This is a genomic window from Paenibacillus sp. L3-i20, from assembly GCF_022180385.2.
Taxonomy (GTDB): domain Bacteria; phylum Bacillota; class Bacilli; order Paenibacillales; family Paenibacillaceae; genus Pristimantibacillus.
Window position 1 is genome coordinate 1,846,912 of record NZ_BQME02000001.1, and the last position, 23,374, is coordinate 1,870,285.

General features: G+C 41.5%; 23 protein-coding genes and 3 pseudogenes. 15 read left to right on the plus strand and 11 right to left on the minus strand.

Annotated features, from left to right (window positions below):
• Nucleotides 1-49: 49 nt before the first annotated feature.
• Genes MFF31_RS08700 through MFF31_RS08710 form a run of 3 tightly spaced genes read left to right on the plus strand, consistent with a single transcriptional unit; the run spans nt 50 to nt 2,647 of the window.
• Nucleotides 50-973: an ABC transporter ATP-binding protein gene (locus tag MFF31_RS08700; RefSeq protein ID WP_238187636.1), complete on the plus strand. Its 924-nt coding sequence runs from the start codon at nt 50-52 to the stop codon at nt 971-973.
• Nucleotides 966-1,727 (plus strand): ABC transporter permease, encoded by a 762-nt coding sequence (locus MFF31_RS08705; RefSeq protein ID WP_238187637.1) that lies wholly within the window; start codon nt 966-968, stop codon nt 1,725-1,727. Before MFF31_RS08700 ends, MFF31_RS08705 begins: the two co-directional genes overlap by 8 nt.
• Nucleotides 1,728-1,750: 23 nt before the next feature.
• Entirely contained in the window at nt 1,751-2,647 is an 897-nt protein-coding gene (locus MFF31_RS08710; RefSeq protein WP_238187638.1) for a sensor histidine kinase, read from the plus strand.
• 140 nt (nt 2,648-2,787) lie between these two features.
• On the opposite strand, the gene MFF31_RS08715 is transcribed toward MFF31_RS08710, so the two are convergent.
• Both MFF31_RS08715 and MFF31_RS08720 read right to left on the minus strand, forming a co-directional pair.
• Nucleotides 2,788-3,360, minus strand: a complete 573-nt coding sequence (locus MFF31_RS08715; RefSeq protein ID WP_238188534.1) for a GNAT family N-acetyltransferase — start codon at nt 3,358-3,360, stop codon at nt 2,788-2,790.
• 59 nt (nt 3,361-3,419) lie between these two features.
• Complete coding sequence (locus MFF31_RS08720) at nt 3,420-3,989, minus strand: hypothetical protein (protein ID WP_238187639.1); 570 nt, start codon at nt 3,987-3,989, stop codon at nt 3,420-3,422.
• A 184-nt stretch (nt 3,990-4,173) separates the two neighbouring features.
• On the opposite strand from MFF31_RS08720, the gene MFF31_RS08725 reads away from it, so the two are divergent.
• Nucleotides 4,174-4,767, plus strand: a complete 594-nt coding sequence (locus tag MFF31_RS08725; protein ID WP_238188535.1) for a TetR/AcrR family transcriptional regulator — start codon at nt 4,174-4,176, stop codon at nt 4,765-4,767.
• Nucleotides 4,768-4,896: 129 nt separating this feature from the next.
• On the opposite strand, the gene MFF31_RS08730 is transcribed toward MFF31_RS08725, so the two are convergent.
• The 4 genes from MFF31_RS08730 to MFF31_RS08745 form a co-directional block, all read right to left on the minus strand.
• Nucleotides 4,897-5,778 (minus strand): alpha/beta fold hydrolase, encoded by an 882-nt coding sequence (locus tag MFF31_RS08730; protein WP_238187640.1) that lies wholly within the window; start codon nt 5,776-5,778, stop codon nt 4,897-4,899.
• A 190-nt stretch (nt 5,779-5,968) separates the two neighbouring features.
• A complete protein-coding gene (locus MFF31_RS08735) occupies nt 5,969-6,679 on the minus strand; it encodes a YhfC family glutamic-type intramembrane protease (protein WP_238187641.1) in 711 nt (236 codons plus the stop codon).
• Nucleotides 6,680-6,704: 25 nt separating this feature from the next.
• Complete coding sequence (locus tag MFF31_RS08740) at nt 6,705-7,343, minus strand: helix-turn-helix domain-containing protein (protein ID WP_309296664.1); 639 nt, start codon at nt 7,341-7,343, stop codon at nt 6,705-6,707.
• 17 nt (nt 7,344-7,360) lie between these two features.
• Nucleotides 7,361-7,837: a GNAT family N-acetyltransferase gene (locus tag MFF31_RS08745; RefSeq protein ID WP_248565433.1), complete on the minus strand. Its 477-nt coding sequence runs from the start codon at nt 7,835-7,837 to the stop codon at nt 7,361-7,363.
• 75 nt (nt 7,838-7,912) lie between these two features.
• Between MFF31_RS08745 and MFF31_RS08750 the strand changes: the two genes are divergently transcribed.
• Nucleotides 7,913-8,383: an SRPBCC family protein gene (locus MFF31_RS08750; RefSeq protein WP_309296665.1), complete on the plus strand. Its 471-nt coding sequence runs from the start codon at nt 7,913-7,915 to the stop codon at nt 8,381-8,383.
• A gap of 68 nt (nt 8,384-8,451) precedes the next feature.
• Here MFF31_RS08750 and MFF31_RS08755 read toward each other — a convergent pair.
• Nucleotides 8,452-8,715 (minus strand): annotated as a pseudogene (locus tag MFF31_RS08755) (adenine nucleotide alpha hydrolase family protein); the annotation flags it as partial.
• A gap of 349 nt (nt 8,716-9,064) precedes the next feature.
• Between MFF31_RS08755 and MFF31_RS08760 the strand changes: the two are divergent.
• Entirely contained in the window at nt 9,065-10,768 is a 1,704-nt protein-coding gene (locus MFF31_RS08760; RefSeq protein ID WP_238187644.1) for a proline--tRNA ligase, read from the plus strand.
• A gap of 136 nt (nt 10,769-10,904) precedes the next feature.
• Here the strand turns inward: MFF31_RS08760 and MFF31_RS08765 are convergent, their stop codons facing one another.
• Complete coding sequence (locus tag MFF31_RS08765; protein WP_238188537.1) at nt 10,905-11,516, minus strand: flavin reductase family protein; 612 nt, start codon at nt 11,514-11,516, stop codon at nt 10,905-10,907.
• A 101-nt stretch (nt 11,517-11,617) separates the two neighbouring features.
• Between MFF31_RS08765 and MFF31_RS08770 the strand changes: the two genes are divergently transcribed.
• Both MFF31_RS08770 and MFF31_RS08775 read left to right on the plus strand, forming a co-directional pair.
• Nucleotides 11,618-12,313: an ArsR/SmtB family transcription factor gene (locus tag MFF31_RS08770; RefSeq protein WP_238187645.1), complete on the plus strand. Its 696-nt coding sequence runs from the start codon at nt 11,618-11,620 to the stop codon at nt 12,311-12,313.
• 17 nt (nt 12,314-12,330) lie between these two features.
• Nucleotides 12,331-12,468 (plus strand): annotated as a pseudogene (locus MFF31_RS08775) (Crp/Fnr family transcriptional regulator); the annotation flags it as partial.
• An 84-nt stretch (nt 12,469-12,552) separates the two neighbouring features.
• Here MFF31_RS08775 and MFF31_RS08780 read toward each other — a convergent pair.
• Nucleotides 12,553-13,158 (minus strand): TetR/AcrR family transcriptional regulator, encoded by a 606-nt coding sequence (locus MFF31_RS08780; RefSeq protein ID WP_238187646.1) that lies wholly within the window; start codon nt 13,156-13,158, stop codon nt 12,553-12,555.
• An 86-nt stretch (nt 13,159-13,244) separates the two neighbouring features.
• On the opposite strand from MFF31_RS08780, the gene MFF31_RS08785 reads away from it, so the two are divergent.
• The 3 genes from MFF31_RS08785 to MFF31_RS08795 are packed head-to-tail and all read left to right on the plus strand — an operon-like array spanning nt 13,245 to nt 15,793.
• Nucleotides 13,245-13,724, plus strand: a complete 480-nt coding sequence (locus MFF31_RS08785) for a PH domain-containing protein (protein WP_238187647.1) — start codon at nt 13,245-13,247, stop codon at nt 13,722-13,724.
• Complete coding sequence (locus MFF31_RS08790) at nt 13,711-15,159, plus strand: PH domain-containing protein (protein ID WP_238187648.1); 1,449 nt, start codon at nt 13,711-13,713, stop codon at nt 15,157-15,159. Before MFF31_RS08785 ends, MFF31_RS08790 begins: the two co-directional genes overlap by 14 nt.
• Before the next feature lie 40 nt (nt 15,160-15,199).
• The gene (locus tag MFF31_RS08795) at nt 15,200-15,793 is read left to right on the plus strand and encodes a YdeI/OmpD-associated family protein (RefSeq protein WP_238187649.1); all 594 of its coding nucleotides are present in this window, start codon (nt 15,200-15,202) and stop codon (nt 15,791-15,793) included.
• Nucleotides 15,794-15,983: 190 nt separating this feature from the next.
• Here the strand turns inward: MFF31_RS08795 and MFF31_RS08800 are convergent.
• A pseudogene (locus MFF31_RS08800) lies at nt 15,984-16,388 on the minus strand (methylglyoxal synthase); the annotation flags it as partial.
• A 320-nt stretch (nt 16,389-16,708) separates the two neighbouring features.
• Here MFF31_RS08800 and MFF31_RS08805 point away from each other — a divergent pair.
• The 4 genes from MFF31_RS08805 (at nt 16,709) to MFF31_RS08820 (ending at nt 22,213) form a co-directional block, all read left to right on the plus strand.
• On the plus strand, nt 16,709-17,929 hold the full coding sequence (locus MFF31_RS08805; RefSeq protein WP_238187650.1) for a GNAT family N-acetyltransferase: 1,221 nt from the start codon (nt 16,709-16,711) through the stop codon (nt 17,927-17,929).
• A 203-nt stretch (nt 17,930-18,132) separates the two neighbouring features.
• Nucleotides 18,133-19,461, plus strand: coding sequence for a cytochrome ubiquinol oxidase subunit I (locus MFF31_RS08810; RefSeq protein WP_238187651.1), 1,329 nt, complete (start codon nt 18,133-18,135; stop codon nt 19,459-19,461).
• Nucleotides 19,462-19,473: 12 nt separating this feature from the next.
• Complete coding sequence (locus MFF31_RS08815; protein WP_238187652.1) at nt 19,474-20,490, plus strand: cytochrome d ubiquinol oxidase subunit II; 1,017 nt, start codon at nt 19,474-19,476, stop codon at nt 20,488-20,490.
• A gap of 310 nt (nt 20,491-20,800) precedes the next feature.
• On the plus strand, nt 20,801-22,213 hold the full coding sequence (locus MFF31_RS08820) for an alanine/glycine:cation symporter family protein (RefSeq protein ID WP_238187653.1): 1,413 nt from the start codon (nt 20,801-20,803) through the stop codon (nt 22,211-22,213).
• Between the two features lie 123 nt (nt 22,214-22,336).
• Here the strand turns inward: MFF31_RS08820 and MFF31_RS08825 are convergent, their stop codons facing one another.
• Entirely contained in the window at nt 22,337-23,221 is an 885-nt protein-coding gene (locus tag MFF31_RS08825) for a pirin family protein (protein WP_238187654.1), read from the minus strand.
• Between the last annotated feature and the right edge of the window lie 153 nt (nt 23,222-23,374).

The window sequence follows — 23,374 nt, forward strand, 5'->3', positions numbered from 1 at the left end:
GTTTTCGTTTATATTCTTGGTCTATCACATAAGGGAGGCCAAGATGGCGATGAGTGAATATGTATTACGAACGAATCAGTTATCAAAGAAATTCAAAGGCAGTACAGCACTAGACAAAGTGAATTTGTCTATACGTAAAGGCGCCATTTATGGCTTTATTGGGCAAAATGGAGCAGGCAAATCGACGCTTATACGCATCGTGACCGGACTTGCTTTTCCGACCAATGGTACGATCGAGCTGTTCGGCGCTAGCGACGAGAAATCGTTAATCGAAGCTCGTAAACGAATCGGTTCGATTATCGAAAGCCCTGCGTTGTTTCCTCATATGACCGCCTTTGAGAATGTAGAAGCGAATCGAATTCTTCGTGGTATCCCCGGTAAGGATTCTGTCAGAGATATACTTGGACTAGTCGGTTTGGAAGGAACGGGTAGAAAAAAAGCGAAAAATTTCTCACTCGGTATGAAGCAGCGGCTTGGACTTGCAATCGCTCTACTGGGTGATCCAGAATTTATAATTTTGGATGAGCCGACCAACGGGCTCGATCCGATGGGCGTCATCGAAATGCGTGAACTGCTTAAGCGGCTTAATCGTGAGCGAGGGATTACCATTCTAATCTCCAGTCATATTCTAAGCGAGCTGTCCTTGCTTGCTAGCCATTACGGAATCATTCACCAAGGTCAGTTGCTAGAGCAGCTTACTGCTCAGGAATTATACGGGAAATGCCAGCAGTACGTACTGATAAAGGTGGATAATCCCGATAAGGCGACAACGGTTATTCAGACTGAGCTCGGTACAACCGATTACGAAGTGATGCCAGATGGTGCTATTAAGCTATACAGCGCCATTGAACAACCAAGCAAAGTTTCATCGGTACTATTCTCTGCGGGCCTTGCAATCGAGCAGTTTATGCCGATGGGTGAAGATCTGGAGAGCTTTTTCACGAAACGCATCGGGGGTGTCCCTCATGTATAATCTGATCAAAGCCGAGCTGTTCAAGCTGCGCAAGGATAGAGTATTCCGGACAATGATACTTATAATAGCGATTCTTTCACTGGTGTACCCACTGCTCTACTATTTCGATAATTTGTCCCAAGGCTCACCGCAGATGACAGGAGTACAATTTCTGTTTAACTTTATTACAGGCAATACTCTAATTGTTAAATTCAGCATAGCGGTTCTGGCGGGTTTCTTCATTTCTAGTGAATATTCAACAGGCGTAATGAAGACAATTGCATCATCAGGCAACGTGCGGGCAAAGTTGTACATTGCCAAGCTGATCGGATTTTCGCTTGGAGCAATGATTCTCTCTCTTGTATTTCCAATTGTAAGCACACTCGAAGTATCGCTGCTTTCTGGTTTCGGACATTTGCCAGAGGGAGCTGAAGCTTCTTTTATACCGAGAGCAATTGGGCTTACATTATTGTTTACGGTGGCCTTCGCATCGATTGGAGCGCTGTTTACTGTCGTATTTACTGACAGCGGTAAGACGATCGGATTTTCATTAATTTTTTTCCTAATGATCGATACAGTTTTAGTCGGTTTAGGTAAGAAAATTGCTTTTTTTTCAACATTGTATGATTACTCGATCTTTAAGCTAGTCGGTTATATCGGCCAGACCAGTATCGATAGTGGAGATATTCCAAAACTTCTGATCGTTCCATTGGTGACAATTGTCGTATCGGGGCTACTTGGTATTCTTGTGTTCCGCAGGAAGGAAATTAAATAACGATTAAGAGGGGCGAGGGAGTCTTGCTAATCATAACAATCGTATCGATTGCTGTAGCGGCTCTCTTGCTTGTCCGTCTACTTCTGCTTAGAAGGGAAATGGGACGGATGACGGAGCAGCTACGTTGCTACAACGAACGGACCACCGACAAAAAAATCGACGTATCTCTATTCGATAGGAGGCTAGAGGCGCTCGCAGTACAAATTAATGATCAAGCCAATCTCGTGATCGAGGCGGAGGCACGTAGAAGACGAACCGAAAATGAGCTTCGACAGGCGATTGCGAACATTTCCCATGATATTCGTACTCCGCTGACGTCCATATTCGGCTATATTCAACTGCTAGAAGCTAAGTCCATTACGCCTGAGGAGAAGCTTGAGTACATTACAATCGTCAAAAATAGGACGAAACGACTGCAAGCGCTCCTGAACGATTTCTTCGAGTTGTCTGTAGTTGAATCATCAGATTATAGGCTTAGAACCGAGCGGATTGGGATGACAGTTCTGTTGTCCGACATTCTGATCGGTTTCTATGACCAATTTAACGAGCGCGACATTACACCGGACATCCGGTTGCCGGAAGAAGAGGTCACTATATACGCCGATGAATCGGCTGTTCGGAGAGTCGTCGAAAATTTACTAGTGAATACGATCAAGTATGCGGTCGGAGGGGTAGAAATTCGCTTTACGCGGCAAGAGAAGATAGCGAGCCTGACGATTGTGAATGAAGCGAGGGGTTTGTTTAGCAGCGACGTGAGCCTGCTTTTTGACCGCTTCTATACAGCCGACAGAACCCGATCCACCCAAGGATCGGGGCTTGGACTTTCCATCGCCAAAAGCTTGATGGACAAGATGGGCGGTACGCTGACAGCGGAACTGCAAGGAGATAGGTTAACGATGACCTGTCGTTGGAAGTTGTAAGCACTAGGCGCCGAAATGATCAATCATAACCCCAAAATTTATTCAATCTAAATAGCTGTTGTTGTGTTATACAATGAATTAATAGAGCCATTATTATAAAGTTCTCTCACATCGAATGATTTATTTCACTCTATACTTCCTCATTTTTTTTGATAAAACATACAGTAAACAGGTACATGATTAATTTGTGTTTCTCGTTTCAAAATAAACCCAAATCTTTGATACAAGTTTACGTTTTCTATATTTTCAGTATCTAAAGCTACCCCTTGAGATGTATCACTCATATTTATTTTATTTAATAGGTGCAGCAACAAGGATTTACCGACTCCTTTTCCCTGAACTTCCGGTTTTACTCCAATCATAATGAGGTAGTGATGCGTTAATGAGGGGGAAGCGGGTCTGGTGATGCGCATATACGTATTAAGGAGGCTCAATGCTTTTTCCGATATTTTAGGAATCAATCGAATCAAATAGAGGACTGTAAATAGTGTACCCTTTATATTCTGTAGCTTACTTACTGAAGGTTTCTCAATAAGGTAAGTGCCAAGCAAGTTATCACTTTCGAAAATACCCCACGCTTCCTCGTTAGGCAAAAAACTTTTATCAAACATAAAGGAAACAAAGGCTACCATACTATTTTTTGCTTTCTCATCGAGCTCAGAATCACCAAACAAGTGTAAGAACAGCGGATCTCTGGCAAATGCCTCACTCATAAGTGACACGAATGCAGGTTTGTCCCCCGTTGTTAGTCTGCAAATTTTATACGGAGCGCTCATGCTTCGTCACCAATGTTAGTTATAGCTTTACTATAATGATCTACGGCAAAGCTAAATAACACTTTGAGCACAAATAATAAATAGATGGTCTGCATATAGGGTTGTATATCTGGCAGTAGTGGAATGCCTCCGAGTGCAATAGACAGGAGCACGCCTGCAACAAAGAGTTGCGAACGTTTACCGATTAGCGCATTGACGATAAATGCCCCCGTTATTGTATAAGCCCAAACTCCAATGGAGTACCAGATATCTGTCCCTAATAGAAGTGCAACAAGCACGATATGAAAATGAATGGTAATAAATACGATCCGATTCTTTTTTCTAGCTGCATAAAAGTTACTGGTCGAGGCTGTGAAATTAGCTATACACCCGGAAAATATATCGAAAATGAATAGTAGTGCAAGTAGGGTGCGCCATAATGGCAAATTATCTGTTAGCCCAGGGAATATGACATACAAAGTAGCGGTCAACAGCCCGCCAGAAAGCAATATCGTCATAATAGAGGCAAGAGACTGTCTCTCACCAAAAATATCGTGCAAAAATAAAGGAATTTGCAGTTGTTTCAATTGAACACACTCCCATCATGAATTTTACATGCAAACGCTACTTGTACCTATATAGTTTTAGAGTAATCGTTTGTATTTACTCTAAAATTATTGTAATTTCATACTATGGGAAATGCAATAGTTTTATACTCAATTTATTGAATTACTCTAAAACTTGGATTAAACTGGAGTTGAGGTGAAAAAGATGGATGGCTACGAACGACGTAAACGAAAAAAAATGGAGCAGATATTCAGCGTCTCCTATCAATTATTTGCAAAACACGGATTTCAGAAGGTCAGTGTGCATGAGATTGCCCAGCAGGCCAATGTATCAGCTGCGACTATTTATAATTATTTCGGAACAAAAGAGCAGTTATATAGCGATATGCTTATGAATTGGATGGACAAGCAGTTAGAACAATATGAGTGCATTTTCCATTCAGAGCTTTCCTTTCCTCAGAAGACCAAGGAAATTATGCTTTTGGAGGTTCGAAATTTATCGATGTTATCGGCGGAGCTACCGAAAGTATCATCCGAGATAACGAGTATCGCATATTTAATGGACCGGTTTAACGAGCAAAAGGCAATGCCCTTTTTTATAAAGTTTGTCGCATTAGGGAAACACGAGGGTTATATTCATCAGGATCAAACGGAAGAGATGACAATGTTTTATTTCACAATGTTCAAAAATGAGCTGAGTCGCTATTGGGAAGGTTCAAATGATGAACGTATAGCTGGGGGCATGGAGCAACTGCTGGAATTGTTTTTCTATGGACTAGTTGGACAGAAGAGGACGTAGTAACAAAAAGGTTACTGCCATAAATGATAGTTGGAGAGAAGTTGGAGTTCGATAAAAAGCGCATAGAATAGCTCTTGTAGAAATTCCCCCAAGAGCTGGTTCTTGTTTGCTGTTGCTAATAATGGTTAATTACAACCATGATTTTTTTTGTATAAATCGCTTAGCTACCTCGCCTGCAACCTTTGGAAGTTGCATCCAAACATAAGCGTGGATAGAGGTTTCTATCACTTCAATTTCATATGAATCTAGTAAACTCGCAAACGTATGGAGACTGCTTTTAATGGTCTCATTCGCCCACTCTTCTTCACTAGGAAGAAATAGAACGGGACATTGCACCTTTTTATAATATTCCTCGAATTTCAGGTCCCAATATTTTTGAATATATTCGGTTCTTACACGGTTTAGGTAGCAATAAGTAAAGGTTCCATTGTTCAGCGGTTGTAGATTGTTTGCAAAGAAGGATAGGAAATATTCATTCCATATGCCCTGCTCAGTCAGTTTTGCTTGTTCTTCTCTAATATAATCTTCTTTCGTATCGTATATCCGCTCGATTCTTTGGGCTAATTGAACCTGCTGAATGGCTTTTTTCTGTTTTATTTCTTCGGCTGTCCCATTGTATAAACCATGTTCCCCAAACTCGTTGTATATAGCACCCTCACATAATAAGGATTGAACAATTTCTGGATGTGACGCAGCAAAACTGAGTCCAATCTCTGCTCCCATGGAGCTGCCTATAATATGGCATTGTTTGACGCTTAAATGGTGCAACAGTAAATAAAGATCATGAGCCATATCATCGATGTGATATCCAGTTATAGGTTTGTCGGATTTACCGTGACCTCGAAAATCAGGAGCGATGATGCTGTACTTCTGTTCGAATTGTGGTAGGATACCGTCCCACATGTTCAGATTCCCACCACTAAAGTGTAGAAATAGAACAACTGGTTTATCCGTTATTGCATACTTTACGTTCAATCCAATGTCGTCTAGTTGGATCATTTCCTCTATCATTTGTGTCGCCCCCGAAGTTGGTAATATCTCTTTTTATTTTGTTTATATAGGGTTTATATAACTCTATTACCATATCATAGATATTTGACCTAGTCTTCGATTATAAATGAAAAATACCACTTTAGGTTCATAAGCAAGTGTGGAAGAAGATGAAAGGCTGACAATTAACATAATTATGAACGAAGTATATTTAGTAATGAAAAAGGAGGATGCCTGCAACAAACGTAATAGTGCCGATTATAGCCAATAATATTTCAGTTTTGACAATGGATGTTTTCGAAAATTTGAAGGTGGCTAAATTCAAGAAGCTGTGCAAAGGAATGAGTATCGCTACCGTCCAAGGGTGCTTTGCTACTATTAATGTACAGCCAATATGAAATGCGCTTGCAAAAACTCGTTCTATGACGCCCCATAACGGGCTTTTGTTCAAATTTCCTTGCAGCTTGAGCATTTCTTTCGCTTGCATCGATTTATCATCTGTACGTTTAGCTAGTGATGCCATAACAATGAGGTTGATGACCGTGAAGAGTACTTCCACAGCTGCCCAGCCTTGGCCGATGGAAAGTGCCCAAGAATACGACATGCTAGTTAGTAATAGCAGGGCAACACGAATACTTTCTTCAAACACGCCTGAAGAACCTATAATAATTTTGGCGGCTTTGTCCTTTGGCATTTTCATGACAATTGCACTTAGTGGTCCTCTTAGAAAAAGGGCAATTGTCCATCCGAGAGCGCCTAAACCAAACGCTTTCCATTCCATTTCTGTACCACTGTAATGGAATATTAACCAGAAGGCCGCGGGAACTAATAAATACAAAGGAATAAAGTACATTGCCCTTTTTACTGCAGTTTGAAACTGTTGTTGAGTCTCGTTTCGATCAGCTGAACTAGTGGATGTCATCAACTATCATCTCCTCAAATGGAAGTTAATTATGCTTCACTCCAGGAATAACCATCGTCACAATATTTCTTCTTCTGCGCTCGTTAGTAGGCTTATTTTCGATATGTTTTGCCATTTGTGCCCGCATTCCTTGAAGCAATTCCATATATTCTTCATCCGTTAAATGAAGCTCTAGTTGTCTTAGCGAAACGCCATCTTGTTCGAGATCATAGTTTTCCTGCTGAAGATATGTTCCATAATCTCCAATTAAGGAAGCGACAAACTTCATGAATAGTTCCATATGCGCTTCGGAGCTCATCATTTTTAAATCTTGAGTCGGAATTTCTCCTCCGTTCGAAGTTAGGACATACACTTTCATCATAGTTCCCCGCACTTGGATTTGTTCGATGACTTCAATTAGTTTAGCTTTAAGCAGTTTGTTCAAATGGCGGTACATCGTCGCTTGTGGAATATCTGGCATTCGTTCTGATATTTGCAAGGTGGTTAATTGCGCCCCGCCAACTAAGGTTTGAATAATTCGCATTCGTATGGGATGGAGGATTAAATCTGCTCTTGATTCGCTCAATTTGTATAACAACCTTTCTGATGGTTTAATGTTATCATTATCGATAATGATAACATTAAACCAAAAAAATTCAAGCCCTTTTTTCGGCGCTAAGATCAACCTTCGTAGGAGTTGCTTTAACGTTCTTCACATACGTAGGTCATCGATACAAATTCAGTTTCCTGACCATTTATCATGCTTGTAAAATGGACCTCTTTTTTAAACCCAACGCGCTCATATACGTTAATAGCTCTTTCGTTAAAAGTCGCAACAACGAGCTGAAATTGCTGGGCGTTATGATGTGTATTTAAGAAACGAAGCGCGTGGGATAAGAAATCTACACCTTTACCTTTGCCAGTCAAGTCAGGATCAAGTCCTAATCCAATATCTACGAGCTTGTCATTATTATAAATACCTGCGGGGTAACCGCCTGGAACACGAGCAGAATTTCCACTGCAAATGAAACCGATGAGGGTGTTTTTACTATTCAATGTACAATAGTACTCATCGCTCATGAGTTCATTTATTGTTTCGTCGCTGCCATCCAAATTGTAAATGGAATAGGGTTCGTCATACTTCCAACTGCAAATTTGAGATGCGTATTCTTTGGTCATTGGACGAAAATAATAAGAGAGCATATAATTAAGTCCTTTCATCTACATAAATTTGATTTTAACAAAGGGGTAAATATGCTGAAGCGATGGTCAAAGGAAATTGAAATAAACGCTCCAATCGAACAGATATGGTCTTATTTTGACGGTTCACTGGAAGAAATGCAAAAGATTATGCCCCCAGTAGTGGAGAACACACCAATCAAAATAACGAAAGAAGGCGTTGGTAGCATATACCGCCAAAAGTATAAAGAAGGAAATCGTATTGAAGAATATGATGTTCATACGCTGCAATATTCGAATGAGCCAGATAATAAAAAAGTGCAGATCGGATTCACGCTGGCGAACATGTTTGAAATTACAGCATTATACGAATTCGGTAAAATACACGACAGCAAAACAATGCTCAGATACACAGCTACTAACAAACCATTGAAATGGTATGTGAAGCTGTTTATGCTGTTTGCAACGGAAAAGGTCGTAGTTAAGTTTCTGGAAAAAGTGAAAACTGTCGCCGAATCAGAATTTCAAACAGGGGTAGCGGAGTAGGTAGGAGCAGACTTATTTGTCTGCTCCTATCGTTCTATCTAGCTCTAATGTCAAAAAGGCATAGTCACCATTCCGAGCTCTAGTCCAGCGATTTGCGTTACTTTATCATGCCAGCACCCAAGAGAGGCATGTCCAAATCCCCAGTGACTAGCACTTCTGCGTCGTTAACCTTAGCATTATGCAGTAGACACACGGATTTTTCTTAATAATCTGTCCAACTCGAAGCTGAAGTGTATAGGGGGAAAACTGATAGAGTTAACTTGCGCTCGTATAAGTTCCAGAGGAATACCATGGGATCGTGAGCGTGTCCCTTCCTCTTCCAACATGACGATTTTACTTGTCATTATGTATCTATTATATTCTGAAAAGCTTCAACCTTGACGTAAGTTTGCTTATGTTTTATTATCTAATACAATATATTACAAATGCTTTGATCAAGGACATATTGTTTCGTTTACGACGTTTCAGAGAAGGTGCTTATTGGTGAGAGGCATTTAACGTTGTAGAGACATCCCTACCTTGAGAGCAGCAGTGGTGGAAGTAGCGAATCACTGTCGACGCCGGTCGTTATTCGGATTAAGGATTGTCATTGTTGGCAATTAAAAAAGGGTGGTACCACGAACATATTCGTCCCTGACGAATGTGTTTTTTTGTTTTTCAAAATGAACAGGAGGCCAGTCCATGCGGCAATCAAACCTATTTTTAAACACGTTACGGGAGGCTCCTTCCGAGGCAGAAGCTGCAAGTCATAACCTTTTGTTGAGAGCGGGATTTATTAGGCAGCTTGCAGCAGGTGTTTATTCCTACCTGCCCTTAGGATGGCGTGTATTGCGTAAAGTTGAGCAAATTGTTCGTGAGGAGTTAGAACGTGCAGGAGCGCAAGAGATATTAATGCCAGTTTTGCAACCTACCGAGCTTTGGAAGGAATCCGGGCGATACAGTGTTTACGGACCAGAACTCATTAGATTAAAGGATCGGCATGATCGTGAATTTGCTTTGGGCCCTACTCATGAAGAAGTTATTACTACTCTTGTTAAAAACGAAATTAGTTCTTATCGCAAATTACCCGTTACGCTCTACCAAATTCAAACGAAGTTTCGTGATGAGCGAAGGCCTCGCTTTGGTTTGTTGCGTGGCAGAGAGTTTCTAATGAAGGACGCTTATTCCTTTGATAAGGATCAAGAGGGACTAGATCAATCCTATAAGACGATGTATGAAGCTTACTTTAACATTTTTAGGCGTTGCGGATTAGATTTCAGGGTTGTGGAGGCTGATGGTGGTGTAATAAGTGGTGAAGGTGATACCCACGAGTTTATGGCACTTGCAGATATCGGCGAGGATACAATCGCTGCTTGCAGTTCTTGTAAGTACGCAGCTAATTTGGAGAAGGCACAGTCAGGTGAACTATCTATTATGAGCACAACAGAACAGATCGGCGTTGTACAAAAAGTGCATACTCCAGAGGTTCGTACAGTTGAACAAGTAGCTGATTATTTTAAAACGGGAGCTCAACGTATTTTTAAGACGCTTATTTATACAGCAAATGATAAGCCATTGGCAGTTGTTGTTCGTGGTGATCATGAGGTAAACGAAATAAAATTAAAAAACTATCTTGGTGTGGAAATGCTAGTACTCGCAGATGCTGAGAGGACTGTTGCTGCAACAGGTGTACCTACTGGTTTTGTTGGTCCTGTGGGTTTGAAGATCCCTGTTCTTGTCGATATTGCAGTATTGCAACAAGGTGTTGGTATTACGGGGGCCAATATAGCGGATCATCACTTTAAAAATGTCGTTCCAGGTCGTGATTTCCCTGCTCTGCAACAAGGGGATTTCCGAAATGTAATAGAAGGGGACTCATGCCCTCATTGTACAGGAGGCGAGCTCCAATTTTTTAAGGGTATTGAAGTGGGACATGTGTTTAAGTTAGGTACTAAATATAGTGAAGCATTAGGGGCACGTTTTCTTGATGCCAACGGAAGAGAACAAGCAATGATTATGGGTTGTTATGGAATAGGTGTCTCTCGGATATTAGCTGCCATTGTGGAACAAAATCATGATGAACGGGGGATGATTTGGCCGAAAAGCCTTGCTCCGTATGCGGTACATCTCGTACCTGTATCTACAAAAGACGAAGTTCAAACGATGATCGCCAATGATCTTTACGACAAGCTGCGAAGTCATGGTGTTGATGTGCTTCTTGACGATAGAGATGAACGTGCAGGTGTTAAATTTAATGATTCTGATCTAATAGGCATACCTGTTCGGATCGTTATTGGTAAGGATGCAGTCAACGGGCAAGTGGAATATGTCGAGCGTAGAAGCAGCGGAAAACAAACGTTACCAATTGATGAAGCGATAGCTAGAATCATCGATTTAGCTCATTAATATTACGTTAAATCAACTTATAGTATTGGGGTTTTTAAGAAAGCGGGATATCGTAAACCTTTACGGAAGTAAAAAATGACCGGTAGCAACTTCTGTTATATCCGGTCATTTTAATTTACTTTTTAACATCAGATTTTTATGTTGTAGCCCGAAAGGATTTCCCAAGTTCTTTACCTAGTCCGAAGTAATGGCGGAAGTTGTAGATGAGGGGACTCCATTTCTGCGGATCGATATGATTCCCTTCAATAATTATTTCCTTATGGGCATGTACATGTACAGCTTTTGTCTCGATAATGGCGAAGTTGGGAGAATGCTCAGGGATTCGAATATGTTTAACGACAGCTTCAACTTGTATCGGACATTCCATGATTCGAGTTGGCTTTACCGTCACAGACCGAGCAGGAGTTAATTCACTTATTCCATACTTGTCCTTTTGATAGGAATATCCAATCGATCTCTTATAGTCAGGAACGTTGGTTTTCCCTGTATAGGGGGCTAGTTTCTCAACATTCTCCCAAAGAGAAGGACCTGGAATATTAATGACACACTCTGGATGTCGTTCTATATTTTCGAATGCTTTACCTCCGATACCAATTCCCAAAATGATGCAGTCTCCTAATGCCCATGATGATGAAAGCGGGCTAATATTCACTGTCCCATCTTCATTCAGAGTACTTAACAAAACAACCGGAGTTCCATAGTACAAAATGCTAGGTTTAATTAGTTCTGATTTTAACGCATGATTCATATCATCCACTTTATTTGTCCCCCTATGTATTCGTATGCCCTCATTCTATAATAGGAATAGTTCAATATTCATCGAAGTATGGATTACAAATGGAGGTCAACATGAAAGTGCATTCGAATGCAGCTTTAATCGCTTCTCTAGTAAGTGAAGCATCCCGCGCAGCTATATTAACTGTCTTATTAGATGGGAGATTCCATGCAGCTGGTGAGTTAGCGTATATGGCAGGAATCCAGCCCCAAACAGCAAGCTTCCATCTAGCGAAGATGGTCAATGCTAATGTCGTTACCGTCCAAAAGCAAGGAAGGCATCGATACTATGGCATTCAAAGTCCAGAAGTAGCCGATGTAATGGAAAGCTTATTATCGATAGCTCCGCCAGTTGAAATTAAATCTCTAAAGCAATCATCAGAAGATAAAGCGCTACGCCTCGCAAGGACTTGTTATGACCATCTCGCAGGAAGTTTGGGTGTGCAATTAACAAATGCACTTCTTACAATGGGCGTTTTGCATGAAGAAAAGGATAATTTTATAGTTACCGAACAAGGCAAAATTTTTCTCACAAACTTTGAAATTGACCTTGAGTCGAGTATGAAAAAGCGGCGTTCTTTCTCACATAAATGTCTAGATTGGAGTGAAAGGCGCCATCATCTTGCGGGAGCATTAGGAAATGCCCTACTGGAAAGGCTGTTGCAGTTAAATTGGGTGAAACGTATGCCCAAAACACGAGCTATACAAATTACTCCAGAGGGACTAATAGGATTAAGAGAAGTGTTCTTATATGATTTTGAAAACAATTAAGATGAGTGGAGGACAACATGAAGCGAATATTGTTCGACTATTTGACTCGTTATACTACACTAAGTGAAGAGGAACAAAGGGCGATTGTTGATGAACTGCGTATTGAACAATACAAAAAAGGAACAGTGCTCCTTAAACAAGGTGATGTTCCTACTTGAACTGTGACCCACAAGAAAGACACTTTAAAAAAAGTGCCCTTCTTGTGGGTCACAGTTCATCCCGAAGTTGGGGTTGTTTTGTTACTTTGCAGGTACACAAAGATCTTCTAGATGTCGGGTCACAATATATGTTATTTTCTCCGCTGACACATAGTTCGGGTGAAGGTAGCAATGCATAGATAATCCGTCTACTAAAGCAAATAGCCGATCAATTTCATACTGTGCTTCAATAGTAGGCTTGGCCATCTGCAAGTGAATGAGTGCATCGATGACCAGCTTGAAGAGCAAATAGGAACCCTCATAATTCATTTTATTTAACGGTTGTAATTCTGGTGTGCTGGGCACCTTGGCATGGAACCAAAGCCAAACCTCCATTTCTGTTTTCGTTTCGTTATGAATGGGCAACAGCTGCATAGTAAGGTCGACGAGTTGTTGGAAAGTAGGTGAAGATGTGGTGGCGATCATAGATTCAATGCGTTTCTTCGCCTTGGCATTTACGAGTTCCATGAGATAGATACACAGCTCTGCTTGGCTGCGGAAATAATGACGCATGGAGCCCATAGATAATCCGGCTTCCTTCGCAATATTCCTTACACTGGCTGCATCTACACCATCCCTACTCACAATTCTCCAAGCTACTTCCGCTATCATTTCTCTTTGTTCATTATGGTTCACGATTTTTGGCATGTCATTAGTATAACACGCTTGATCTATTTAGCACACCGTGCTATATTGTATCCAATCATTGGAACTGAAAGGGGATTTATAGAATAATGCGCAAGGAACTGGATGGGAAAATCAACAAAAATGCACTTATCGTCTGGCGACTGACAGCAGCGATCATTCTTTCGCCTACTATTTTGATATTGGCGGGATTGTTCGTGTTATCTTTATTCGCAAATTGGCCATTTTGGATCTTTACGGGGACCCTAATCTTGACCATAATTTCTGTCATTATTCTCGTTCTTATCGTGCCGCGCCTTCGCTACAACCGATGGTCCTATACATTTAATGAACAGGAAGTCGAGCTACATCACGGCATTTGGTTAAGAAAACGAACAATAATTCCTATGGTACGCGTTCAACATGTGGATATGAAGCAAGGACCTTTGCTTCGTCATTATGGTTTAGCATCCATTACCCTTGCGACGGCAGCAGGCAGCCATCAAATTCCGGCGTTAACGGAACAAAAAGCCGATACCATTCGAAGAAAGATAGCAGACTACGCGGGGGTTTCGCATGAAGATATCTAATTCTGATACATCAGCTGCGTTGCAGCGGTTGCATCCTTTATCGTTGCTATTTTTTGCAGCCAGAACAGTAAAAGAAGGGGTTCATGCTCTGCCGTTTATCCCCTTGATCATACTTCTTATTTCATTCATCTACGGTGACAACGTCAGTTGGATAACGGTATCTTCCATAGTCATCGGGGTAGTACTCTGCATCGTTTTTACTTTTGGATTTATGTGTTGGTACCGGTTCAAATATGCTTTGGAGAAGGAAAGTTTGTACATTGAGCAAGGTGTTTTATTTCGCAAAAAAACGTGGCTCCCTAAGAAACGGGTGTTGTCGATTGATTCTACTGCGAGCCTATATCTCCGGCCGCTCGGCTTGGTGAATCTGAAGCTTAGTACAGCAGGAGCTAATGGTATGGCTACTGAACTTAGTGCAATCAGCAGGGCTCAAGCAGAGCTAATACGAGATGCATTGAAGTTATCCCCGGGTGAGACGAGAGAAGCACAGGCAACTGATACTCAAAACAAGCTAACGATTTCGTTTGGAGATTTGTTGAACTACAGCGTAACTTCAGGTCGAATGGGACTTATACTTGCAGTGTTTGGGGCTATTATTTCTCGATTCGATGATGTGAGATCTGTTTTTGATATTTGGAAATTCATTTCTTACGAGCTAGGAACACTTTGGTTTGTTTGGTTCTCGATTATAGTATTGGCATTAGCGTGGATCGTGACTATCATTTTATCTATCCTCATTGATTACAAGTTTCGACTGGAGCGGAGTGGAGACAAGCTCCTTATAAACAAAGGGCTGCTCGACAAAAAGTCGATTACCGTTCCGCTTAATCGGATTCAAGCTGTTCATATTGTGGGGAACCTGTTCCGCAGACCATTTGGTCTAGTGGGCATTCGTATAGTGGTTGCTGGAATGACGGATGCAGAAGCACGCTCTATGATTCTATTTCCTCTTTTAAAAGCTTCTAAATTAGACGATTTTTTGGATCGTTTCGTTCCCGGATATGTGATGCCGCAGCAGTGGTCTGAACGCCCTAACCCGTCGGCACGGAGTCAATTTATGATGCTCCCAACATTACTTGGATCATTATTCATTGTTCCAGGGATTATTTGGCTGCAGGGTTATTATTGGTTACTAACACTCCTACTTCCGATATTTGCAGTCTTCTGGGGTCACCTAAGGTATAATCAAGCTGCATGGGTAGTACAGGAAGGTCAAATAGCGATCCGCTATGGTGGGTTTACGGTGCATAAAGCTATCGTTTCGAAGAAACGGATGCAATGGTACCGAGTATTACAGACGGTTTTCCAAGAGAAAAAAGGGAATGCTACTTTAAAAATTGCAGTTGCTGCAGGAAAAGAGCCTGCCGTATTTAAGGTTCGGCATGCGCCGGAAGCTAAAGTAGAAGAGATAACGAAATGGTTAACAACAAAATAAAGCGTGATAACATGGTTATGATGATGAGAGGTGTTCCTAGATGACAAATAGTGCAACGAATGCTAAGGTAGATGGATTTTTAAGAAAAACTAAAAAGTGGAAAGAAGAATATGAGCAATTAAGAAAAATTGTGCTTGATTGTGAGCTTACTGAGGATTTTAAGTGGATGCATCCTTGCTATACGTTGGATCAAAAAAACATCGTTTTAATACATGGATTTAAAGAATATTGTGCGCTTCTGTTTCACAAAGGTGCCCTGTTGAAGGATACCCAGGGCATTCTAATCCAACAAACGGAGAATGTACAAGCGGCACGCCAAATTCGGTTTACCAATGTTCAAGAAATAGTCCAAATGGAACCAATCTTGAAAGCCTATATTCGTGAAGCCATTGAAGTTGAAAAGGCCGGATTGGAAGTGGAGTTAAAAAAGCATGCAGACTATACTATTCCTGAAGAACTTCAAACTAAATTTGATGCAACACCTGCTTTGAAAACTGCTTTTGAAGCTTTGACGCCCGGACGGCAAAGAGCATATATGATGTATTTTTCTGAGCCCAAGCAATCCAAAACGCGTGAGTCAAGGGTTGAAAAATATATAGGGCACATTCTTGATGGAAAAGGGTTAAAAGATTAGGATGTGTTTGCAGTCGACGAATAGATATCCCGAAAGGTAGATACTTGTTTACAAGTGTCCATCCTTCGGGTTATTTTGCATTAGGCTATTGAGATTCTGCAATGGGAAGGTTAGTCACATCGACATCATACTTGATTTGCTCAGTAGGTTTGAAATCCGTTGGTTTAAGTTTTCTGTGTGCAATATTCGTTGGTCGGCATTGATGAATGAGCTCACGCCAGTTGAGATCGCCTCGTTGCAGGGAGTGTACAAGTAACTCTGCAGTTGCCATATTCGTTGCCACGGGGATACCATATACATCACATAAGCGGAGTAAAGCAGTAATATCGGGTTCATGAGGCTGTGAGACGAGGGGATCACGAAAAAATAGTAATAAGTCCAATTCATTGCTCGCCACCATAGAGCCAATTTGTTGATCACCGCCAAGTGGACCTGACATAAACCTTACGATAGGTAACGTTGTGTTTTCCATAATCAATCTTCCCGTTGTGCCGGTAGCGAAAAGGGTGTGTGCTTGGAATAACGACTGGTAGGCAATCGTGAACTGAATCATTTCATCTTTTTTGTTATCATGAGCTACAAAAGCTACATTCATCGCAAAACCACCCTCTGTTTTTAGAGTATGTAAGATTATCTAACATAATAATAAAGGATTATCCACGAATAAACAAGATATTTACGAAAATTCAGATAATTTCGTATAAAGTCAGCTAATTTAGCTTTCATGTTTGTTGGAATATGACATGTACATGACGCAAACAAGGTATGAACATAACTTCAAATTCACATGTAATTCTATGGATTGTCATTTGAAGAGAAAAATGCTAGCGTACTGAATAGGTTAGATGGTTATTCGAATAATGAATAGTTAACGCTACAATAATAGGTGTGTTGTATAGAATGGGGGTTTAGCATATGAGTCGCCGAAAACTGCATGAAAGGCTCAAATTAAAAAAGATTGAAACTCAGCATGGTGAGCAATTCAACAATTTATTGCGCTATGTTTTTCAAGTGACGAATGGTGATTTACAAACCTTTGGCTGGGAAAATAGAGAAATAACACAATCCAAGCTGCCCGTTCTCCAGTATGCCGACGTTCAAGGATGGTTCGATGGCGATAAGCTTATCTCTCAGCTTGCTGTTTACCCATTTCAGGTGAACATTTATGGGCGTATTTATGAGATGGGGGGATTAACGGGAGTTGGAACTTATCCTGAATATGCTAATTTAGGACTAATGAACAAACTTATGTTGTTTGCCCTCAGCAAAATGCGTGAACGGAAGCAATCGATTTCCTATTTATATCCCTATTCAATCCCTTATTACAGACGTAAGGGTTGGGAAATTATATCGAACAAAATATCCTTTGAAGTTCCGGACACGCAGCTTCCGAAGCTAAAGAACGTATCTGGTCATGTCGAGCGAGTAACGATTGATCATCCGGATATTCGATCGATATATGAGCAATTCGCCCAGCTTCGCCACGGAGCAATGCTGCGTAATAAGCTCGCTTGGGCAGAATATTTGCGCTGGGATTTGGACGATATGACAGTTGCGATTTACTACGACAACAATGATGTCCCTATGGGGTACTTGCTCTATTGGATCGCTGAGGAAATTTTTCAAATGAAAGAAATGGTCTTCATTAATGAGGAAGCTCGTACAGGTCTTTGGAACTTTGTTAGTGCCCATTTCTCGATGGTTACACTAGTAAAAGGGGATATTTATAATGATGAGCCGCTTGCGTTCATCTTAGATGATGGAGATATTAAGGAGACGATTGCTCCTTACTATATGGCGCGCATTGTAGATCTCGTATTATTCATTGAACAATATCCGTTTCAAAGTGGAGAGAAGGAGTGCAGACTTGTCCTGAATGTGCATGATCCGATGCTGGAGTGGAATCAAGGAACATTCACTTTAACGGTAGACGCAGCAGGGAAAGGATCGATAAAGCCTGGAGGTCCAGCACCATCAGTTACGATAGATATTCCTACGCTAACGACGATGTTGATGGGCTACAAACGACCAACTTATTTGGCGAAGATAGGGCGTATACAGTCCGATGAAACCTCTATTCGCATATTGGAAGGGTTGATTAATCAGGAGCGCCCCTACTTCTCAGACTATTTTTGAATAAAGCATGTATCTGTAATGGCGTGGAACCTACCTCTAAATGTAGTCATTCATTTTTGGATGACCTCGGTTAGAGGTTTTTTGTTATGTAAAAAAAGAATATGGGCTGACCAGTCCATGTGAATATATTTTGGAAACGAAAGGAATGATACCCATACAAATGTTCAAACGTTACCTAAAGTCTACGAGTAGGAGGGGTTAAGGTGAGTACGGTCGATTGGAGTCGCGGATTAACAGAAATGACTCTTGCCTTTCACATTTTGTTCGCCACAGTGGGGGTTGGTATACCGCTTTTCGTTTCGATTGCTGAATTTATTGGAATTAGGAAAAAGGATCCTCATTATTTGCTGATGGCAAGGCGCTGGACCCGCGGGTTTGTTATTACTGTAGCCGTAGGCGTTGTTACCGGAACATGTATCGGGTTGCTGCTTAGTCTTCTGTGGCCGGAATTTATGCGATTTGCTGGTAATGTAGTCAGTTTGCCGCTGTTTCTGGAAACCTTTGCGTTTTTCTTCGAAGCTATCTTTCTCGGTATCTACCTGTATACATGGAACCGCTTTTCCAATCCGTATATTCATTGGCTATTAACTCTTCCAATCGTAATCGGAGCCTCTGCATCTGCCTTGTTTATTACGATGGTGAATGCTTTTATGAACACGCCACAAGGCTTTACGCTGGAAGATGGCAAGCTGACCAACCTTGATCCACTTGCTGCGATGTTTAATCCAGCGACGCCATCCAAAGTGGCTCATGTATTGTCTTCTGCGTACTTAACAGGAGCCTTTTTACTCGCGATGATTGCTGCTTTCGCCATGCTGAGAGGACGGAATAATGATTACAACAAAAAGTCAATTCGCCTTAATATGACGACCGGACTGATCCTTGCTGTTGCTACGATCGTGATAGGGGATTCTTCGGCCGTATTTCTGGCAAAGGCACAGCCAGAGAAGCTTGCTGCAGCAGAATGGCACTTCGAGACGAGCAGTCAGGCTCCATTAGTAATTGGTGGTAGAGTGGACCCTGTCACAAATGAGATTACCGGGGCGATCACCATTCCATGGGCGCTTAGTCTTCTTGCTACTCATGATCCAAATGGAACAGTTATTGGACTGAACGATATTCCAAGGGATGAGTGGCCTCCGCTATATGTTCACTATTTGTTTGACTCCATGGTTAGCATTGGATTTTATTTGCTCGCTATTCCTGTGCTATTTCTCATAATGACAAGAGTGAAGCGCTGGAATGCATACAATTGGCTCATGCTTATCGGAATTATTGCTGGGGGACCGTTATCGTTACTCGCCATTGAGCTCGGTTGGTTTTACGCAGAAGTGGGCAGGCAACCGTGGATTATTAGGGGGTACATGCGTGTGTCGGAAGCGGCGACAACGAATCCCCATGTCGATGTTACGTTTTGGATGTTTGCTGCCTTATATCTCGTATTAGGTGTTGTTTGTCTGTTCGTCCTCAGCCGTTTGTTCCGTAACAAACCAGCAGAGCTCGAGCTTGAGGAACGTCGAATTATATTGTAGGAGGCTAACGGAATGTCGCTCGAACACATCGGAATAACGGTTCTTTGGACCTTTCTTTATGGATACTTAATTGTTGCATCCATCGATTTCGGTGCCGGATTTTACTCTTATTATGGCAGAGTAATTGGAATCGAATCAGTTATCAGTCCCATCATATCGAGGTATTTGTCACCAGTATGGGAAGTTACGAATGTTTTTCTAGTGTTTTTCTTCGTTGGGATCGTCGGTTTTTTCCCGGAAACGGCTTTTTATTATGGAACAGCTTTGCTAGTCCCAGGGAGCGTTGCACTCATTTTGCTTGCTATTCGGGGATCATTCTATGCATTTGCTAATTATGGAGCTCGGAAAAGCAATTTGTATCTACTCGCTTACGGAGCAACGGGACTACTCATCCCGGCAGCTTTATCGACGGTGTTTACCATTTCGGAAGGTGGATTTCTGACTGTAAGCGGGAAAACCGTAACATTGCATTTGGAGGAGCTGTTCTTCAGCACTTACTCTTGGGCTGTCGTGCTGCTTGCTGTTTCAAGTGTGTTGTTTATTAGTTCGACTTTCTTGACGTATTACGCTGATCATGCGGAAGACAAGAGGGCGCTTGAATGGCTTCGGTCCTTTGCATTATGGGGAGGCGTGCCAACAATTATTTCGAGCTTGTTCGTTTTTATTGCGCTTCGGAATCATAATTTGGAGCATTTTGAAAATACGCTTGAAATATGGTGGATGTTCGGCTTCTCGTTGGTAAGTTTTATTATTGCATTCGGGCTCATTTGGCGGCGGAGAAATTATGGTACAGCCTTTATTATGGTGATGCTTCAATTCGCTTTTGCTTTCTTTGGTTATGGCATATCTCATCTTCCATACTTGCTGTATCCATACCTGATTCTTTCGAATAGTGTTACTCATGATACGATGGGAAGGGCGCTAGTGATCACTTTTTTAGCAGGACTTGTTCTGCTTATACCAGCACTTGTTCTATTGCTCAGACTGTTCTTATTTAATGCGAAGTATGTGAAGGGAGAATCTTCATGAGTGTTTTTGAACGTCACGATAAATGGTTAATGCGACTTTGTTTTGTGATCGCTGGTTTGCTTTTGTTGTCGGCATTGCGTTTTTTATTTAAATAAACCGTAGGTCGGTTATATTTTATATCGGCTAAGATTTTTGGTTCATTTCACAACTAAAAAATCCCATATTTCGCTCCCGGCGTGCAAGTAACGGCAACAAAGTTGCTGTTTTTTTTTTGCTTCTGATATAATGGCAGTTATGTTTGAAGATATTAAAGTAGAAAATGTTTCACATGTCACGCATCTGGGTATCGGCATAAGAGAGGTGGATTTACATGCAGCAATTCGTACATGATTTAGTTATTGTAATTAACGAGTTCCTTTGGGCGAAAATTTTGATTGCCCTTCTCATTACGTGTGGTCTTTACTTCACCATTGGATCGAAATTTGTACAGTTCAGTATGTTCAAGGAAATGTTTGTTGTTCTTAGAGGATCGACTGAAAAGTCTAAAGATGGAATATCGGCGTTCCAAGCATTCTGCATTAGTATGGCGGCGCGGGTTGGGACAGGAAATATAACGGGCGTGGCAATTGCGATTTCATTAGGCGGACCCGGAGCCGTTTTTTGGATGTGGCTTATCGCGGTCATCGGCTCAGCTTCAAGCTTTATTGAAAGCACATTAGCACAAATCTATAAAATAAAAGATAAAAATGGATTCCGCGGCGGTCCTGCCTATTACATGGAGCAGGGTTTGAAAAAACGGTGGATGGGATCGTTATTCGCTATACTGATTACATTATCTTTTGGCCTTGTGTTTAATGCGGTTCAGTCCAACACGATCACAGTTGCGTTTGAAAACTCATTTGGCACTAATCGTGTTGCCCTTGGTCTCGTAATGGCTCTTGCCTTTGCAGGAATTATATTCGGCGGTGTGAAACGTATCGCCAAAATGTCCGAGTACATCGTAATTGTTATGGCAGTTATTTATATTGGTGCAGCAATCGTTATCGTGCTAATCAATATTGCGGAATTGCCCGAAGTGATGAGCATTATTTTTAAAAATGCTTTCGGCCTAGAACAGTTTGCGGGCGGTACGTTTGGCGCTATGATTTTGCAAGGTGTGAAGCGAGGTTTGTTCTCGAACGAAGCGGGTATGGGTAGCTCGCCGAATGCTGCGGCAACTGCAACGACAAGTCATCCCGTCAAGCAAGGGCTAATGCAAGCGCTTGGTGTACTTGTAGATACGCTACTTGTTTGTACTAGTACGGCATTTATAATATTGTTTTCAGATGCGTATAAACAAACTGGACTTGATGGTATTGCACTAACGCAAGCTGCATTAAGTGAACATATCGGCTCATGGGCATCGGGATCGCTTGCGATTATGATATTACTGTTTGCATTCAGTACGCTGATTGGAAATTATTATTATGGTGAGACTAACATAGAGTTTCTGAAGTCGAGAAAATCGGTGCTCTATTTCTACAGAGCCAGTGTGTTGGCTATGATCATATTTGGTTCGATTGCGAAGGTTCAATTGGTATGGGATTTGGCCGACTTATTTATGGGTTTAATGGTTATCGTTAACTTAATCGCCATTACGCTGTTATCTAAAGTTGCCTTTGCTGCGCTAAAGGATTACAAGCAACAGAAGCAAGCGGGTAAAGATCCTGTGTTTTATAAGGACAGCATTAAAGGTCTGGATGAGGTTGAATGCTGGGACAATAAATCAACCCTAAACAAGTAGGTATACATATGTCTGAGGGATTCAGTTAGATGTATCCTTAGACATGTTATAGTAGAGAAGGCTCTCCGAGGTAACGATATTTCGTTACCTCGGAGAGCCTTTTTCGTTGCTCCATAGTACTATTTAGAAGTTAGGATTACCCATCTTACCGTCTTGGAAATCTTGAAAAGCTTTAATAATCTCTTCTTCACTGTTCATGACAAATGGTCCATGCTGAAAAATGGGTTCGTTGATAGGTTCACCGCTTAGAACAATCACAAGCGTATCGTCGGTCTGGCCTTCAATGACGATCTCTCCTGAACTATTGGTGAAGAGAACAAAATCTCCTTCTTGGGCGATTTTTTGGTCATTCACTTTGGCCGACCCTTTTAACACCAATGCTGCGGTATTGAAAGTTGAAGGAAGCTCAAACTGAGCTTTGCCAGTCGTCTTGAATGAAATATCGAACATGTGAATGGGTGTAAACGTTTGTGCAGGTCCTTTAGTGCCTTTGTATTCACCAGCTATGATCCGAACCTCTCCCCCATCATCTGGAAGCTCCACCCTTCCCATATTCCCGCCCAGTAATTCTTGATATTTAGGTGCATGCATCTTATTGGCACGGGGTAGATTAACCCATAGTTGAATCATTTGGAACAAACCGCCGCGTTTCGAAAACTCCTGTTCATGGTATTCCTTGTGCAATAGTCCAGAACCAGCCGTCATCCATTGTACATCTCCGGGTCCAATGATACCGTGATTGCCATGGTTGTCATTATGCTCAACGAAGCCTTCATAAGCAATCGTTACCGTCTCAAAACCGCGATGTGGATGTGCGCCTACCCCTTTTGTATGCTCGCTTGGCGGGAAGACGAATGGTGCGTTGTAATCCATTAGAATAAATGGGCTGAACCTTTGCCCGAAGTTTGTGCCAGAGGGAAAGTAGTTTGATACTCGGAATCCATCTCCAACCATATGAAATGGAGCGCCTTTAAAAATGCCTTCAATTGTGCGATATTTTGTAGTCATGTTAGTTAGCTCCTTAGGTTATATTTTTAAATTAAATATCTTAAATTAAAGATAAATGATTAATATAAACTTGTCAAGTAATCGATTACGAGTGGATGTCCTTTGAATTGAAAAATTGGCATGCACCCATGAATAATAGGCGCATGCCAATCG